15 protein-coding genes and 1 pseudogene are annotated in these 16,195 nt (G+C 66.7%); 9 read left to right on the top strand and 7 right to left on the bottom strand.

The window, feature by feature from the left end:
- Positions 1–45: 45 nt before the first annotated feature.
- Complete coding sequence (locus AB0H93_RS16830) at positions 46–1,611, bottom strand: acyl--CoA ligase family protein (RefSeq protein WP_358573175.1); 1,566 nt, start codon at positions 1,609–1,611, stop codon at positions 46–48.
- Between the two features lie 181 nt (positions 1,612–1,792).
- Between AB0H93_RS16830 and AB0H93_RS16825 the strand changes: the two genes are divergently transcribed.
- Positions 1,793–3,091, top strand: coding sequence for a bifunctional 3,4-dihydroxy-2-butanone-4-phosphate synthase/GTP cyclohydrolase II (locus AB0H93_RS16825; protein ID WP_358573173.1), 1,299 nt, complete (start codon positions 1,793–1,795; stop codon positions 3,089–3,091).
- Here AB0H93_RS16825 and AB0H93_RS16820 read toward each other — a convergent pair.
- The 3 genes from AB0H93_RS16820 to AB0H93_RS16810 form a co-directional block, all read right to left on the bottom strand.
- Complete coding sequence (locus AB0H93_RS16820) at positions 3,080–4,378, bottom strand: MFS transporter (protein ID WP_358573171.1); 1,299 nt, start codon at positions 4,376–4,378, stop codon at positions 3,080–3,082. The genes AB0H93_RS16825 and AB0H93_RS16820 overlap by 12 nt on opposite strands.
- A gap of 451 nt (positions 4,379–4,829) precedes the next feature.
- Entirely contained in the window at positions 4,830–5,432 is a 603-nt protein-coding gene (locus AB0H93_RS16815; protein ID WP_207954850.1) for a TetR/AcrR family transcriptional regulator, read from the bottom strand.
- A 9-nt stretch (positions 5,433–5,441) separates the two neighbouring features.
- Positions 5,442–6,209 carry a creatininase family protein gene (locus AB0H93_RS16810; RefSeq protein WP_358573169.1) on the bottom strand — a complete coding sequence of 256 codons (768 nt, stop codon included), beginning with the start codon at positions 6,207–6,209 and terminating at the stop codon, positions 5,442–5,444.
- Between the two features lie 141 nt (positions 6,210–6,350).
- Here AB0H93_RS16810 and AB0H93_RS16805 point away from each other — a divergent pair, with 141 nt between their 5' ends.
- From AB0H93_RS16805 to AB0H93_RS16780, 6 genes are all read left to right on the top strand, one after another.
- Positions 6,351–7,532: an LLM class flavin-dependent oxidoreductase gene (locus tag AB0H93_RS16805; RefSeq protein WP_358389199.1), complete on the top strand. Its 1,182-nt coding sequence runs from the start codon at positions 6,351–6,353 to the stop codon at positions 7,530–7,532.
- Positions 7,529–8,347, top strand: coding sequence for an enoyl-CoA hydratase/isomerase family protein (locus AB0H93_RS16800; RefSeq protein ID WP_358573167.1), 819 nt, complete (start codon positions 7,529–7,531; stop codon positions 8,345–8,347). The genes AB0H93_RS16805 and AB0H93_RS16800 overlap by 4 nt, the downstream gene beginning before the upstream one ends.
- Before the next feature lie 76 nt (positions 8,348–8,423).
- Entirely contained in the window at positions 8,424–9,140 is a 717-nt protein-coding gene (locus AB0H93_RS16795; RefSeq protein ID WP_358573165.1) for an enoyl-CoA hydratase/isomerase family protein, read from the top strand.
- Complete coding sequence (locus AB0H93_RS16790; RefSeq protein WP_358573163.1) at positions 9,133–9,633, top strand: flavin reductase family protein; 501 nt, start codon at positions 9,133–9,135, stop codon at positions 9,631–9,633. Before AB0H93_RS16795 ends, AB0H93_RS16790 begins: the two co-directional genes overlap by 8 nt.
- A gap of 88 nt (positions 9,634–9,721) precedes the next feature.
- Positions 9,722–11,509 carry an AMP-binding protein gene (locus AB0H93_RS16785; RefSeq protein ID WP_358573161.1) on the top strand — a complete coding sequence of 596 codons (1,788 nt, stop codon included), beginning with the start codon at positions 9,722–9,724 and terminating at the stop codon, positions 11,507–11,509.
- Between the two features lie 98 nt (positions 11,510–11,607).
- Entirely contained in the window at positions 11,608–12,570 is a 963-nt protein-coding gene (locus tag AB0H93_RS16780; RefSeq protein ID WP_358573159.1) for a LysR family transcriptional regulator, read from the top strand.
- A gap of 52 nt (positions 12,571–12,622) precedes the next feature.
- Here AB0H93_RS16780 and AB0H93_RS16775 read toward each other — a convergent pair whose 3' ends face one another.
- Positions 12,623–12,988 (bottom strand): VOC family protein, encoded by a 366-nt coding sequence (locus AB0H93_RS16775; protein WP_358573157.1) that lies wholly within the window; start codon positions 12,986–12,988, stop codon positions 12,623–12,625.
- 472 nt (positions 12,989–13,460) lie between these two features.
- Here AB0H93_RS16775 and AB0H93_RS16770 point away from each other — a divergent pair, with 472 nt between their 5' ends.
- On the top strand, positions 13,461–13,853 hold the full coding sequence (locus tag AB0H93_RS16770; RefSeq protein WP_358573155.1) for a hypothetical protein: 393 nt from the start codon (positions 13,461–13,463) through the stop codon (positions 13,851–13,853).
- Here the strand turns inward: AB0H93_RS16770 and AB0H93_RS16765 are convergent.
- A pseudogene (locus AB0H93_RS16765) lies at positions 13,825–14,817 on the bottom strand (tyrosine-type recombinase/integrase); the annotation flags it as partial. The gene AB0H93_RS16770 and the pseudogene AB0H93_RS16765 sit on opposite strands and share 29 nt — an antisense overlap.
- Before the next feature lie 47 nt (positions 14,818–14,864).
- Positions 14,865–15,383: a hypothetical protein gene (locus AB0H93_RS16760; RefSeq protein WP_358573153.1), complete on the bottom strand. Its 519-nt coding sequence runs from the start codon at positions 15,381–15,383 to the stop codon at positions 14,865–14,867.
- A gap of 296 nt (positions 15,384–15,679) precedes the next feature.
- Between AB0H93_RS16760 and AB0H93_RS16755 the strand changes: the two genes are divergently transcribed.
- Positions 15,680–15,838, top strand: a complete 159-nt coding sequence (locus AB0H93_RS16755) for a hypothetical protein (RefSeq protein WP_358573151.1) — start codon at positions 15,680–15,682, stop codon at positions 15,836–15,838.
- Positions 15,839–16,195: the final 357 nt, after the last annotated feature.

Here is a 16,195-nt window from a genome sequence, read left to right as displayed (position 1 = left end):
TCACGGGGACCAGTTCACGATCTTGCCGCCCCCGCGTTTCCTCGTTCACCTGATGCGTTTTTCGCTCCCGGTCCAGGCCTTGTCCCGCAACACGAACTTCTGGATCTTCCCGGTGGAGGTCTTCGGCAGCTCGGCGAACACGACCGTTTTCGGCGCCTTGAACCGGGCCAGCCTGCCCTTCACGTGCTCGATGAGCTCCGCCTCAGTAGCGGTGGCCCCGTCGTGCAGCGTCACGTAGGCGGCGGGGACCTCGCCCCAACGCTCGTCCGGCACCGCGATCACCGCGACCTCCAGCACCGCCGGATGGTCCATGATCGCCTGCTCCACCTCGACCGACGCGATGTTCTCTCCACCGGAGATGATCACGTCCTTCGAGCGGTCGCGCAGCTCCACGTACCCGTCGGGGTGCACGACGCCGATGTCCCCGGTCCGGAACCAGCCGTCCGGCACCGCCGCCAGGGTGGCCTCCGGGTCGTCGAGGTAGCCGAGCATGAGGTTGTTGCCGCGCAACGCGATCTGCCCTGTGGTGATCCCGTCCGCCGGGACGTCCGTACCGTCCTCCGCGATGACCCGCGGGACGCAGGCGATCATGTTCCCGACGCCCTGGCGCGCCTTGAGCCGCGCCCGCGCTTCGGCGTCACGGTCGTTCCATTCCGGGCGCCAGTCGCACAGCATGGCGGGTCCGTAGGTCTCGGTCAGTCCGTACAGGTGCGTGACATCGAATCCCAGCTCCGTCGTTCGCCGCAGAATCGACGGCGACGGCGGCGCACCACCGGTGGCGATCCGCACCGTGTGCTCAAGCGGCTCGGCCTCGCGGGCGTACGCGATCATCGACAGCACGGTCGGTGCCCCGTTGAGGTGCGTGACGCCCTCCTCCCGCAGCAGCCGCCAGATCTCCGTAGGGTCTACTTTGGAGAGACAGATGTGCGTAGCGGCCGCTGCGGTCACCGCCCACGGGAACGTCCATCCGTTGCAGTGGAACATCGGCAGCGTCCACAGGTGCACACTCGACGGCGTCAACCCGGTATGCCCCACCATCGCCAAGGCCTGCAGGAACGCGCCCCGGTGGTGGTACATCACACCCTTCGGGCGGCCAGTGGTCCCCGACGTGTAGTTGATCGACAGCAGCGACCGCTCGTCGGCCGGGGTCCGGTGCAGCGGCTGCGCCGCGGCCAGCAGGTCCTCGTACTCCTGTCCCGATCGGATCCGGCGTGGCGGGGCGTCCATCCGGGCGAGCACCTCATCCGCCAGCGCGTCGAACGACGGGTCGTGGATCAGCACGGCGGCGCGGGAGTGCGCCAGGATGTAGGCGACCTCGTCCGCGGCCAGCCGGGTGTTCACCGCGACCAGTGGCACTCCTGTCCACGGCACCCCGTAGTGCGCCTCCAGCGCCACGTGGGTGTTCGGTGCCAGCACCGCCACTGGACGACCTCCGGCCAGCGGCGCGAGTCCGCCCGCGAGCCGCTGGCACCGGTCGTGCAGCTCCGCGTAGGTCCACTGGGACGCCCCGTCCACCACCGCGACCCGGTCTCCGTGCGCCGCTGCGGCTCGGTCCAGGTACGACGTCGGGGTCAGCGGCTCGAAGGACAAGGAGTCCACGTCGGGAGTCATCGCACGCCTCCACGGGACGGGTTGCCGGTCGTGAGGAAGAAGTCCATGTCCACCCTTCCCTTGAATGTTATTGACGAGTAACGTAAGCCGTGGCAAATATGACGTCAAGGCTTCGCGTGAGCCCTGAAAATGTTATTGGTAAGTAGCATCGCTGGGTGATTCGGGAACAGGGAGATTCGGCATGACCACCGCGAGAAGACTGAGGAACCGTGCGGCGACCTCGGCGGAGAGCGTGCGGGCCGCAGTGGACGCGCTGGCCGCGGGGCGCATGGTCGTGGTCGTGGACGACCACGACCGCGAGAACGAGGGCGACCTGATTCTGGCCGCCGAGAGCGTGACGCCTGAGCAGATGGCCTTCCTCGTCGCGCACACGACCGGCATCGTCTGCACGCCGATGACCTCCGAGCGGGCCGACGTGCTCGGGCTTCCGCCGATGGTGGCCGGCAACCAGGACGCGCACGGCACGGCGTTCACCGTGACCGTGGACCACGTGGACGCCGGTACCGGTGTCTCGGCGACCGCGCGGGCGCAGACCTGCCGTGCACTGGCGGACCCGGCCACAACGCTTGATGTGCTCCGCCGCCCGGGCCACATCTTCCCGTTGAGGGCGCGCGAGGGCGGCGTCCTGGTCCGTGCCGGGCACACCGAGGCCACTGTCGATCTGCTGCGGTTTGCCGGTCGCCGGCCGGTCGGCATCATCAGTGAGCTGATCGGTGACGACGGCGAGATGCTGCGTGGTGCGGCGCTGACCGCGTTCGCGCAGGACCACGACCTGCCGGTGCTCGCGATCGCCGACCTGATCCGCTACCGGCGCGCCACGGAAGAGCTCGTCGAACCCGTGGCGAACTCGACGATGCCGACCGTCTTCGGCGACTTCGAGGCGATCGCGTACCGGTGGCATGTGGACGGTGCCGAGCACCTGGCTCTCGTCATGGGCGACATCGCAGCGGCCACGCGCTCTGAGCGGGGCGTCCTGGCCCGCGTGCACAGCGAGTGCCTCACGGGCGACATCCTCGGCTCGTTGCGCTGTGACTGCGGAACGCAGCTCGAGCAAGCGATGCGTGCCGTGGCTGAGGAGGGCTGTGGTGTCATCGTCTACCTGCGAGGGCACGAAGGGCGCGGCATCGGACTGGCTCACAAGATCCGCGCCTACGCTTTGCAGGAGCTCGGTCTGGACACCGTCGACGCGAACACCGCGCAGGGGCTTCCCGTCGATTCCCGCAGTTATGGTGCCGGGGCCCAGATCCTCGCTCACCTGGGAGTCCGCAGACTGCGCCTGATCACCAACAACCCCGCGAAGTACGACGATCTGGATGGGGACGCGCTCGAGATCGTGGAACGGGTCGCGCTGCCGGCCGTCGAGACCCCGCAGAACCTGCGGTACCTGCGCACCAAACGAGACCGCATGGGCCATGCGTTCGCGTCGCCGGCCACGACGGCCGGGCCGGAGACCGGCCCGGCCGAGCGGTCAGCTGGGTAGCGGCTTCGATGCGGTCTTCGGCAGCCGCACCACGGTGATCACGCCGACCAGCGCCACTGCGACGATCCAGTAGACGGGGCTGGTCCTGCTTCCGGTGCCGGCCACGAGGGCCGCGGCGACCAGCGGCGTGATGCCGCCGATGATCGCACCGATGTTGTACCCGAGCGCGATGCCCGAGTAGCGCACGTTCGCCGGGAACAATTCGGTGGCCAGCGGCCACGCCGGAACCTGCGCCCACCCGCTGAAGAACAGGCAGACCAGGTAGACGACCCCGACTACCCAGAGGCTGGTCGTGGCGATGAGCAGCGCGAAGACCGGCCAGGCGATGACGGCGTAGGCAAGGTAGGACGCGAGCAGGATCGGCTTGCGGTCGAAGCGATCCGTCAACCTGCCTGCCCAGGGATAGGTCATGGTGGCCAGTGCGATGGACAGCGCCGACGTCCAGGCGACGCCGGTCGCGGAAAACCCTTCCTGCTGCAGGAAGATCGCGAAGTAGGCGACGCCGAAGTAGCCCGTGCCGTTGAAGGCGATGGCCAGGCCCGCGACGCGGGCCACTGACAGCGGGTGGCTCCGCAGCGCGGCCAGCATCGGGCCGCGCACGATCGCGGCCTTCTCCTTGAGCTCCTGGAACTGGGGCGACTCCTCGACTCGCAGGCGAGCCCACAGGCACACCACGGTGAGCAGCAGCGAGAGCAGGAACGGGAGCCGCCAGCCCCACACCGGCATCTGGTCGGCCGGGACCAGCAACTGGACCACCCCGACCACGGCCGCGGCCACCGCGAACCCGAGCGTGGACCCGATGGAGATCGTCGACCCGTAGTAGCCCCGCTTGCCCGGCGGAGCCAGCTCGGCGATGTAGGTCGCCGCGCCGCCGATCTCACCGCCGGCCGCGAGTCCCTGGGCGAGTCGCGCGAGGATGATGGCGATCGTCGCGGTGACTCCGACCTGCCCGTAGGTGGGCAGCAGGCCGATCACGCCGGACGCGACGCCCATCAACACGATCGTCGCGACGAGAGCGGTCCGTCGGCCCCGCCGATCACCGAGGCGGCTGAAGAACCAGCCGCCCAGCGGGCGGATGAGGTAGGACGACGCGAACACCGCGAGCGTGGACAGCGTCGAGACCGTCGGATTGTGGCTGGGGAAGAACAACGGCCCGATGGTCAGCGTCAGGAGTCCGTAGACGCTGAAATCGTAGTACTCGATCAGCGTCCCGACACCACCCGCGAGCGAGGCGCGCCGGGCGGATCTCGAGCTGATCACCTTCTCGGAATGCTGTGCGGTCGTCATTGACTCTCCTTGTCATGCCCGAGCAGCGCGACAGGCGGGTGGTTCCCATCACTGGACGCTTCCACCGGGGCGGTTTCCGAGGCACCCTTGTCAGGTCGGTGGTCGGCAGCGGGGATTTCCGTCAGGTGTCGGGGCGTACCGGTACAGCGCCGTCGATCGCGTGCTACACCGCGTGGATTGGCACGAGCTGCGTGCGCGAACATTCGCCGCGCTTCGCACTTATCGACACTGACTCGTCGCGTGCGGACGCGCAATGCGTTGACGTGCAAGGACTATTGCGAATTCCGCACGGATGGATGCGGAAGCGGCATTTCCTGCGACACAATGTATCTATTGTGGACAATCTGCGGAACGGGAACGCGCCCTGTCGCTGTCGATCGGTCGACGAGTCGCGGGTGCGTGCTCGCCGATTTCTCTGGCGGACAGGGAAAACGGCGATGAGTGCGTCGCGTCAGACCGCGTCCGGCGGGACGAGCAGCGCGTTGATCGCCGCGGTCTGGATGGTCTTCCCGACACTCTCGGGATCCAGTCCGCTGTTGAACTGCGGAACCGAGTTGATCATCGAGAAGACGGCGTGGGTGAGGATGCGGGTCTGCGCGTCCGACAGATCGGGCCGCAGCCGCTCGACCAGGCCGCTCCACTCCTCGGCGTAGAGGCGCATCAACCGCCGCATGCGATGGCGTTCGTCCTCGGGGACGTTGTGCTCGTTCTTCAGGAAGACGAGCGTGGACGGCACGTTCTGCAGACTGCGTGTGACGTGGTAGTCGATCATCTCTTCGAGAGCCTTGCGCGGGTCTGTCACCTTGGCCGCGATCTCGCGCGCGTGGGCGAGCAGGTCGTTCAGCGGGTCCTCGAGCACGGCGACGAGCAATGCCTGCTTGCTCGGAAAGTGCCGGTAGAGCGCGGGACCGGACACCCCGGCTCGCGCACCGATCATCTCGTTGGTGACCGCATCGAAGGCGCGTTCGTGGAACAGTTCGCCAGCGACCCTGATCAGCTCCTGCCGGCGGGTGCCGCGCGGCGAAGCGGTACGAGGAGAGGATGAGCTCGACACAGGTCCAGCTTAAGTGACGGGCCGATAACGTGATTGCGCGTACCCCGAGAGCAGGTCCGCCACGGCGTTGAGACAGGCGAACCCCAGCTTCGACGACATGCCCCGGGGGTCACCGAGAACGCCGTTGGGGGCGACGGCCTTGACGCCGCCGGTCAACACCTGGGCCAGCATGTTCTCGTCCATCGTCCCGGTGAAACCCGCGTCGGCGCGGTCGCTGCGGACGAGGTCCGGCCGCACTGCCAGCATGATCGAACTTTCGGCGACGTCGGCGTGACCTCCGACCTGTTCGGCGAGGGCGGCGACGTGGTCGGCCGCGTCTCGCCAGGCGTCGAGGATCGCGGCCGAGTCCGCGAAGGCGATGACGTCGGGACCGTCGGGGAGCCGCGCCGCGAGCTTCGGCTCGATCTCGCCGAGCAACGGGTAGTTGCCGATGTGGGCGGAGAAGATCAGCACACGCTGGAAGCCGTGCGCGGCGAGGCTCGCGCAGCAGTCGAAGCAGATCGCTTCGAGGGTCTCGGCCTGCACGGAGAGTGTCCCGGCGAAACCGAGGTGGTGCGCCGAGCAGCCGATCCGCACCGTCGGAAGCACGAGCGCGTCGCCGAGCCGCTCGGCGACGAGGACGCCTAGGCGATCGGCGTGCTCGCTGTCGACCGACAGCGGGAGGTGCGCGCCGTGTTGTTCCGTGGCGCCCAACGGCAGGACAGCGGTGCGCATGCCGCTCGCGATGGCGTCCGCGATCTCGGGCGAGGTCAGGTACTCGATCCTCAGTTCGCTCATGGGCGGCCTCGTTCCACCTTGCGTCCTCGCTGACCGATAAAATTACTCGCTGATAACACTTGGCGCCTCTCAATCGACGCTTGACCAGCTTCGAGCCACGCTCTACGTTAGTCGCCAGTAACATTTGATGGAAGGGCTGGCATGGACTTCATCCTCATGACCGAGGGGGACACCCCGGTCGGGCTCACGCACGAGCACCGCTACCGGGAGCTGGTCGACGAGGTGCTACTCGCCGAGCGAGTCGGTTTCGACGCCTTCGGCAGCTCCGAGCAGCACGTCGCGATCGGCACCGCGACGGTGTCCGCTCCGGAGGTGCTCTACCCGTACCTGATGGCTCTGACGAACCGGATCCGCTTCATCCACCTGGTGACGCTGCTGCCGACGCGGATGAACCACGCGCTGCGCGTCGCGGAGCGCATCGCGACCGAGGACATCCTGTCCCACGGCCGAGTCGAGCTGGGTACCGGACGTGGCAACACAACGCTCGCGTTGCGCGCGTTCGAGGTCGACCCGACCGAGAACAAGGCGCAGTGGCGCGAAGGCATCGACCTGATCCGCCGCGCGTTCCTCGAGGACCCGTTCTCGTTCGTGGGCGAGCACTACAAGATCCCGCCGCGCAGCCTGGTGCCCAAGCCCCTGCAGTGGCCCTATCCACCGATCTCCGCCGCAACCGGCAGCCCGAGCTCGGTCGAGACCGCCGCCGAGTTGGGCATCGGAGCCATCATGGGCGGGTTCTACCTCGGGTTCGACCTCGTGGAGAACCTGCTGAAGCTCTACGACGAGACCCTGGCCGCCACCAGCCACCCGTACCCGATCACGCCGCGCAAGATGGTCACGATCAGCGGTGGCATGCACTGTGCGGAGACCACGGCGCTGGCGCGTGAGCAGGCGAAGCCCTTGTTCGACATGGCCAAGCTCTCAACCGGTGCTTACGAGCGGCTCTCCACCCTGTCGAAGGACTACGCGTACATGGGCGCGGTCAAGGACGTCGACTTCGACGATGAGGAGTACATGTTCGAGCGCTCGCAAGGCTTCCTCGTCGGCGACCCGGACCACTGCATCGAGCACGTGCAGCGGTACGTGGACATGGGTGTCGACGCGCTCGTGCTGCGCGTCGACAGCCTGCCCCACGACCAGCTCCTGCGCTCGATCGAACTGTTCGGCAAATACGTGATCCCGCGCTTCAAACATCCGCGCAACGTGGTGCGCCCAGCCGACGACGTGCTCGCCGACATACGGGCTGCGCGCCCCGCGCACGAACAGGCGCTGCGCAAGTTCCAGACCGAGCAGAACCTATTGAGCGAGAAGGAGTCCGTGCGATGAGCGACCTCTACAACCACGGTACCGGCGATGTCCTCATCGAGCGCCGCGACGGCGGCGTTCTGCTGATCACGTTCAACCGGCCCGACCGGTACAACTCGCTCACCCTGCCGATGTTCGAGGAGATGAACCGGATCTGGGCCGACGTCGAGCGCGACGAACAGACCAAGGTCGTCGTCATCACCGGAGCCGGCAAGGCTTTCTGCACGGGCATGGACGTCGCCCAGCCCGACCCCACGCCCGAGCAGGCGCTGGCGATGCTGGAGTCGGAACGCCAGCGGGTCTCGACGGTCCTGCGGATCGAGAAACCGATCATCTCGGCGATCAACGGCCCCGCGGTGGGCTACGGACTCTCGACCGCGCTGCTGGCCGACATCAGCATCGCAGCGGACGACGCGGTGCTGATCGAGGGCCACACCCGGGTCGGGGTGACCGCCGGGGACCACGCGGCGCTGATCTGGCCGCTGCTGGTGGGTATGGCCAAGACCAAGTACTACGTGCTCACTTCGGAGAAGCTGACCGGTACCGAGGCCGAGCGGATCGGGCTCGTGAGCCTGTCCGTCCCGCGCGAGCAGGTATTGCCGCGCGCCCTGGAGGTCGCGTCCCAGCTGGCACGCGGTTCCCAGCAGGCGATCCGGTTCACCAAACGCGCGCTCAACGCCTGGCTCACCAACGCGGTGCCCCAGCACGAGCTGTCCGCTGCGCTGGAGATCCTCGACTTCGCCGGCGCCGACTACGCTGAAGCACGCCAGGCCTTCCGCGAGAAGCGCGCTGTCGACTTCCCCTCCGCCCGCACCGTCGGCGCCCCGGCGAACTGACCGGGGGACGAGCATGACCGCAGCCTCACACCACACAGCGCTCGGCGCCGTGCACATGTCGGCCGAGGTGGATGGCGTGATCGTCCTGACGCTGAACCACCCGCCGGCCAACGCGCTGAGCAACGCGCTCGTCAGCGAGCTGACGACCACACTGGAAATTCTCGCCGGGCGGCCCGACGCCCCCGCGGTGGTCCTCACGGGAGCCGGTGAGCGCTTCTTCTGCGCAGGCGGCGATCTCAAGGAGGCCAACGGCTACCAAGCCGAGTCGATGGTCGAGCGGATGACGGCGTTCCACGCGCTGCTGCGCGCGCTGGAAGACTTTCCCCGGCCGTTGGTGTGCGCGGTCAACGGCTGGTGCGTCGGTGGCGGCATCGAAATGGCGCTGTTCGCCGATGTCGTGTACGCCTCGGCCGTGGCGCGGTTCGTCTTCCCCGAGGTGAATCACGGGATGCTGCCCGCGGTGAAGGGAATCGCGCGGGTGCGCGCCGTCCTGGGCGATCGCGCGGCCCGGCGCCTCCTGCTGGGCGGCGAGCCTGTCGACGCGTTCGAGGCGCAGACCATGGGTCTCGTCGACCACGTGGACGAGCAGGGCGACCTGCTCACGGCGGCTGTGGCGTACGCGCGCACGGCAGCGGCGAAACCGCCAGCCGTGTTCGCGGCGCTCAAACGGGCGTTGTGCGCGGACATCGCCGGATTGCCTGCCGAGGAACAGTTGCGCGTCACGGCCGCTGACGCGCGCACGATATTCACCGACCCGGCCGCTCGAGCCGCTCGCGAGGCATGGAATGACTGATCGAATGCACGAGCTGGACCCAGCCACCTTCCGTTCCGTGCTGGGCCGCTTTCCTTCAGGCGTGACGATCGTGACGACGCGAAGTGAGTCCGGCACGCTGCACGGGTTCACCGCGAGCTCGTTCGCGTCGCTGTCGCTCGACCCGCCACTGATCCTGGTGTGCCTGGACCGGCGAGCCAACTGTTTCCCCGTCTTCCAGGCGGCTGAGCGGTTCGTCGTGAACATCGCGACGCCCGCGCACGCGGACCTCGCGATCAGGTTCGCGACGAAGGGGGAGAACAAGTTCGCCGAGGGGAACTTCGAGTTCGACGAAGAGGGGCATCCGCTCCTGCCCGACGCGGCGGCGGTCATCCGGTGCGAACTCGAGCAGGTCGTACCAGGCGGAGATCACGTGATCCTCATCGGCCGGGTGCACGACGCGCGGGCAGGCAGCGACGAGCCGGTGATGTGGTACCGAGGTGACTTCCTTCATCTCGGAGAGAGCGCTGCATGAACATCACCGCGCGGGGGCGTGTCAGCTCCGGAAGAGAGGCCGTGTCATGGACCTGACCAATTTCGAACCGACCCGGACCTTTCCGGGGGTGCTGCTCGATCGCGCGCGCAGAGAACCGGACGCCGTCGCGATGCGTCACTGGCGTGACGGGGTCGTGCAGGAGATCACCTGGCGGTCCTATGCGGACCATGTCCGTGATCTCGCGCTCGGGCTCGTCGCGCACGGGGTCAAGCACGGTGACCGTGTCGCGGTGATGTGCAGCGCTCGCCCGGAGTGGGTGTTCGCCGCGCTGGCCGTGCAGAGCGTGGGCGGCGTCGTGATCGGCGTGTACCCGACCAACTCGGTCGCCGAGATCGAGCAACTACTCGCGCACAGCGAGGCGGTCGCGTTCATCGGCGAGACGGCGACGGAGCTCACCAAGGTCGCGAACGTCGCCGCACGCACCCCGTCTCTGCGACTCGTGCTCGGCATCGACGACGCTCCGCCGGCGCTGCCCGATCCGGTCACAGGAATGACGTGGGACGCGCTGCGCGACGAAGGAGCGTGGCACGCCGGCGACAAACCGGATCGACTGTCCGAGTTGGTCGCCGCCGGATCCCTCGACGACGCCGCCGTGCTCTTTTACACGTCGGGGTCCACGGGAGCTCCGAAGGGCGTCACGCACTCGCACCGGACCCTTCAACATTCGGTCCAGACCTTCTCCGGGTTGTACCCGGACATCACCCGCCGCCGATACGACGTGGTGGGCTTCCTGCCGTTGGCGCACGTGGCGCCGGCGCTGGTGGTGGTCTTCGCCCCGCTGCTCACCAAGCTGATGGTCACCTACTGCCGCATGGACATCTACGAAGAGGTTTTGCGCTCCGTGCGGCCGACGTCAGTGCTCTGGCCGCCACGGTTCTACGAGAAGATCGCCGGTGAACTGATCGCACGAACCAAGTCCTGGCCCTGGTTCCGGCGCCGCGCCTACGACGCCGCCATGTGGGTCGGCCGCAGGGTGGCCGAGAACCGCTGGTCCCACCGCCGGCCGTCGGCGCTGCTGCGGATCGCCTACGCCGCGGCACTCCGCGGGGTCTTCCTGCCATTGCGGGCGACCGTCGGTATGGATCGCATGCGCGTCGCCTACACCGCATCCGCCGCGATGCCCGAGAGCGTCCTCGCGATCTGGCAGATCTGGGGCCTCGATCTTCGCGAGAACTACGGTCTCACCGAGACCGGGGGATGTCCCATCGCGCACTTCGACCAGCCGTTCCCTCGTCCGGGCTTCATCGGCAGGGAGTTCCCGGACCCGCGTTTCCAGGTGAAAGTCGCGGACGACGGCGAAATGCTGATCAGCGCGCCCTTGCTGTTCACCGGATACTGGGGCAACCCGGCGGAAACCGAGGCTGTTCTGCAGGACGGCTGGTTCCGCACCGGTGACCTGATGGAGCGGGCACCCCGCGGCGACATCCGGCTCATCGGCCGGAAGAAGGACGTGATCATCACCCGCGGCGGCAAGACGATCAATCCTCAGCCCATCGAAACCCGGTTGAAGGAGAGCTTGCTGATCGACGAGGCGATCGTGGTCGGCGATGCGCGCAAGTACCTCACCGTCCTGCTCGAGCCGAGCGCGAGCGCGGACGCCCCGTCTGCTGAGGCCCTGGCCGAAAGCCTGCGAGCAGAGGTCGCCAGGGTCAACGCGGACCTTGCGCGTGTGGAGCAGTTGAAGGACTTTCGTGTGCTGCCGCGGTCCCTGGAGGTCGAGCGCGGCGAGCGGACCGCGAACGGCAAGATCAAACGCACGGCCGTCGTGAGCTCGTTCGCGGCGCTGATCGACGACATGTACGGCGTGAACGATGACGCTGCGATCGCGGACCACGTGCGTTCGAAGCCGAACTAGGGGAAGGGCCGGGCCGGCCGCGGCGGTGCCCCCTCCGGGCCGCGGTCGGACCCGTCACCGCCACGTCCATCCGAGCGTGCGCGACAGGAGGTGGAGCCATGCCGATTCCTGACTTGACACTGCAGCAGCTTCGAGCGGTGCAGGCCGTCGCCGCATCCGGAAGCTTCACCAAAGCGGCCGCGGTCGAACACATCTCCCAGTCGGTTCTCAGCCGGAGGATCAAGGAGGTCGAGCGTCTCCTGCGGGTGCGGTTGTTCGATCGCACCACTCGGCAGCTCGACACCACCGCAGCGGGCCAAGCCTTTCTGCTCATGACGGGCACGGTCCTGGACGACCTCGACACGCAGTTGCAACGTTTCATGTCCTACGTGGCGGCCCAGTCCGGAACCGTTGCCCTGGCGGCACTTCCGTCGCTGGCCGCTGTGGTGCTGCCGGACATGATCCGTGGTTTCATGCCGGACCACCCCGAGGTGACGTTTGAGATCAGGGACGGGGACGCCGCCGAGGTGCTCGGGAACCTCGGAGCGGGAACTGCCGAACTCGGCTTGAGCGCCAACGGGGACCTGCCGCACGATTTTTGCTTCATACCGTTGCTGCGGGAACAGTTCTACGGCGTCGCGCACCACAGCCATCGTTGGTCGATGCAGGGTTCCCTCTCGTGGTCGGACTTCGGAGGCGAGACGGTGGTCGCGACGCCGCCTGGGACCAGTATCCGAGCGATGACCGACGCAGTGTTCGGCGAGCACTCGATCCCGGTGAGCCGGCATTTCAACGCGCCGAGCGTGGCGGCGATCGGCGGGCTCCTGCGGGCGGGCGTGGGTGTGGCGGCGTTGCCCGCGTTGGAGTTGCAGGGCTTCGGCCTGGAAGATCTCGTGGTGGTACCCGTGAAATCGCCGAATGCGACGAGAGTCACCGGTGTGGTGTACCGCTGCGGTCAAGACCTCTCGCCGGCCGCGGCTGGATTTCTGGACTTCGTGCGTGCGGCTGAGATCGATCCCCCGCGAGGGTGTCTCGCGTTCTCGGCGAAGCGGCCGACGTGGCCGGCCGCGCACCCGATGTGACTGTCTGAAAGGGACGGTTTCGTGTTGGAGGGCGCCTTGAGTGAGTGGCCCGCTACTGCGGTCCGTACACGACGAAGGTGTTTCCCCAGGGGTCGCGCGCGACGGCTCGCACCTCGTGCGGGCCCCGCTCCGGTTGCCGGACAACGGATCCGCCGCTTTCCACCAGTGTGGCCAGTGCTGCGGCGACGTCGGACACCTTGAACGACGCCGCGGGCGCGCCACCGGTGATGTCTTCCGAAGGGCCGGCGAGGGCGAGCGTGGTGCCGCCCGCGTCGAGGGCGGCGTAGCGGTCGCCGTCGACGAATTTCGTTGCCAGGCCGAAAGTTGCGGCGTAAAATTGCACGGCCGCGTCCACATCCGCCACCGGGTGCAGCACATTTCCCAATTTTACCGGCTCGATTTTCGTGGTGTCGTTCATACGGTCAACGTAGTCGATTGGTTTTCCGGATCCGGGATTCTTGCGACATCGGCAACAATCCTGGGCAGTCGGAGCGTTGCGCGACGGAATGGAAACGGGCAACGATGTGGAAGTTCCTGTCGAGAGCCAAGGTGTGGGCCGGCGTGCTCGGATTCCTCGTGGTCGTCGGAGCATGCAATCAAGTGACCGGGAATGACACCACAACGCCCGGGAACACGCCCAGCGCGTCGAGCATCGGCGCAACGGTGCCCTCCGCATCAGCCACCAGTCCCGCGACCACAAAAGCCGCTGCACCGTCGGTGACGTTTAAGTGCCACAGTAGCGACACCGTCTACGACGGCCAACGTACCTGCCATCCAGGCGGCGAACTGGTCACTGTGACCCGGGTGATCGACGGCGACACCCTCGAACTAGCCGGCAGCCGCCGCGTCCGCCTGCTTGGCGTCGACGCCCCGGAAGCCGACACCCTGCAGTGTTCCAGTCGAGCGTTGCGAGTGGTGCGGACAGCCTGGAACTCAAAAGTGAGGGTTGGTGTCGTGAGCAGGCGCGTAGCGCGTTCGCCAAGGTTGTTCCGGCGATTCGGAAGCCAAACCTGCCGGATGCCAACGGGATGATGAGCCGTGTGTTGCGCGAGATCGCCGATCAGGGCCTGGTTGAACGGATTTTGACGCTGGCGATGGGAGGAAAGTGGGAGGATTTGTGCTGTCCCGGACTGTGCTGTACTGCGCTCAACGTCAGCGATCTGCAGCGATTTGTGCTGCAATTTCCGGATTTTCGCTGGCCGGTGTCTCTTGTGGACATGTCTGGGGGTCAAGGGGTCGCAGGTTCAAATCCTGTCAGCCCGACCGTGAAGAGAGCCCGCTGACCTGTACATAAGCGCAGGTCAGCGGGTCTTTTTGCATTGCGGTGTGGATCTTTTGTTGATCGTCCATTGTGCCTGGTGAACTGGTTTTTGGGAGGATTTTGGGAGTCGTGATGTTGTGCGGGGTGGGAGGGGGTCGCGTCCCGGCGGGCTCAAGTTGATCGGGTGCGAGATCCGTTTTCTGGGGTTTGTGGATCATGAGTTTGCTGTTATAGCAGGTCAGATTGGGTGTCGCTGGTTGCGGCTGGGTTGGTTGCGCTCGGTTGGAGGCGGGGTTGTGCGGCGGCGTTGTCGGCGCTGGTGGTGGTGGGTTTTTACCGCTGGTCAAGGGGTCGCGGTGGGGCGTGCTGATGGCTGGACGCGCGGTGTCTTCAGCCGTGTTTGGGGTCAGCGGGGCGGATGCGTTCGGTGGTGTTGCTGAGGTCTCCCAGCGGTGTTGGAGGCTGTCGAGGAGTTGTTGTTCGATTTCGGGCGTGTAGACGTCTCTGATCTTGTCGGCGAGGCGGTGGCCCAGGCGCCGTGCTTGTGCGACTTCGGGTATCCCGTCGGTGATGAGCCAGGTCTTGTGGCTGTGGCGTAGTCCTTGGAAGGTCAGGTGTGGTGCGGCCGGTTCCAGTCGGATGTCGGTACCAGGTTCGGTCGTGCCGTCGCAGGCGGGTCGCATGACGCGTCGGTCGAAGTTGCTGCGCCGGAGCAGGTGGCCGCGGGTTGTGGTGAAGACGAAGGCGTGGTCGTGGGTAGCGAGGTGCTGGGCCAGGAGTTCGGCGAGGAAGTCGGGCAGGGTGATCGTCCGCGCGGATTCGTCGGTCTTGAGTGGTCCTAAGTGGAGTATGCCGTTGATTTCGTGGAGTGCCCCGGTGCCGGGGTCGATGACGATCGTGCCGTCGTCGAGGTGGGTGTTGGTGCGTTGTAGTCCGGTGAGTTCGCCCCAGCGGGCGCCGGTGTAGGCGGCGGTGATGATCAGGGTGGCGGCGGTGTCGCCGCCGAGGAGGCGGGCGTGCGCTGCGACGGCGTTTACTTGGTCGGGTGTGGCCCAGACCGGTTCGGTACGGGGCTGGTGGCTTCGGCGTCCGCGACGCCACCGGTACTGGAGGGGGTTGGCGGGATGAGGCGGTCGTCGGTGGCGTCGTCGAGCATCATCGACATGATCTTGAGGATGGCGCTCACGGTGGTGGATGCGTAGCCGCTATGGCGGAGTTGTTTGGTCCAGACCCGGGCGGATATCGCGGAGATGTCGGCGAGTGGGGTGGTGCCCCACCGGGGAAGGATGTGGTTGCGGGTGAGGCTGCGGTACTGGGCTTCGGTGGCCGGTGCGACATCGAGAGCCTCGAACCATGTACTCGCCCACTGGAAGAGCGGGATCCTGCCGGCCTGGGGATCCAGCCACAGCCCGCGGTGTCGGTCGGTATCCAGGTCTTGGGCGTAGTGCAAGGCTTCCGTCTTGGTGCGGAATCCGGACACAGACCCGAGGGATCGGTCCGGTCTTGAGTACCGGACTCGCCAGCGCTTCCCTTGCTTTTCGATGTAAGCCATGACCCCACGTTGCCCTCGCCGAAAACCTCGTCCGCCCGGGTCATGCGGTATGTCGGTACTCGTGGAGGGGACTGCCCAGACGTTCAAGCCTCCGTAGGTCGAGTTGGGCCTAACCCGTTTGTGGATTGCCAACAGTCGTAACTCTCAGGCGTACTGGCGCACGATGCGGACTTTCGACGTGCAGTCCGCCGTGTGGCGTTCCAGAAGTCGGTCATCAAGGTTGATCAGCAGATTTACGCGACGCGTTCGTACTCGTTGATCAAGTTACCCAGCACAGGTCGCGTCTTGATCCGCTCATGGCTGAGGTTGGCAATGGGGTGACTTGGTGCGGCTCGGCGGAGGTCGAGGACAAAGATGCCGAGCTGGCCCGGTTGCGTAAGCGGGTCGCGGAGTTGGAGACCGAGAAAGAGATCTTGCGCAAGGCAGCCGCCTATTTCGCGTTAGTGCGAGAGTGATCGGCATCCGGTGGGGTTCGCGGCGTGACCGTGGGCGACGCCGCGAGGAAGCGGTCTTTGACCGCGGAATTGTTGTCGGTTGGGTCGTGTGGGCGGGGTCTGCAGTGCAGGCGGTGTCTTGGTGCGTGCAGGTGCGCTGCGGCTTCGCTGTAGCGTTGTCGTGCATGGTACTTGGGGCCGGTGCTGGCCTCGGGTGGTGGCGTTGGCGATTGGGGCGGTGGTGTGCATAAAGATAGGCGTCTTCCAGCGGGACATTGTTGCGATGGTCATGATGTTCTCCCGTTGCCTGGATGGATCCGTTGTGGAAGCTCCGTTCCACTGCGCGTGCATGGTCCATCGCGCCTTGTGGGTCCGTCC

This window comes from Saccharopolyspora sp. NPDC050642 (assembly GCF_040654735.1).
In the GTDB taxonomy this organism is placed as follows: Bacteria; Actinomycetota; Actinomycetes; order Mycobacteriales; family Pseudonocardiaceae; genus Saccharopolyspora; species Saccharopolyspora elongata.
The sequence above is the reverse complement of the archived record's forward strand: the minus strand, read 5'-3'. Positions and strand labels throughout refer to the sequence as shown.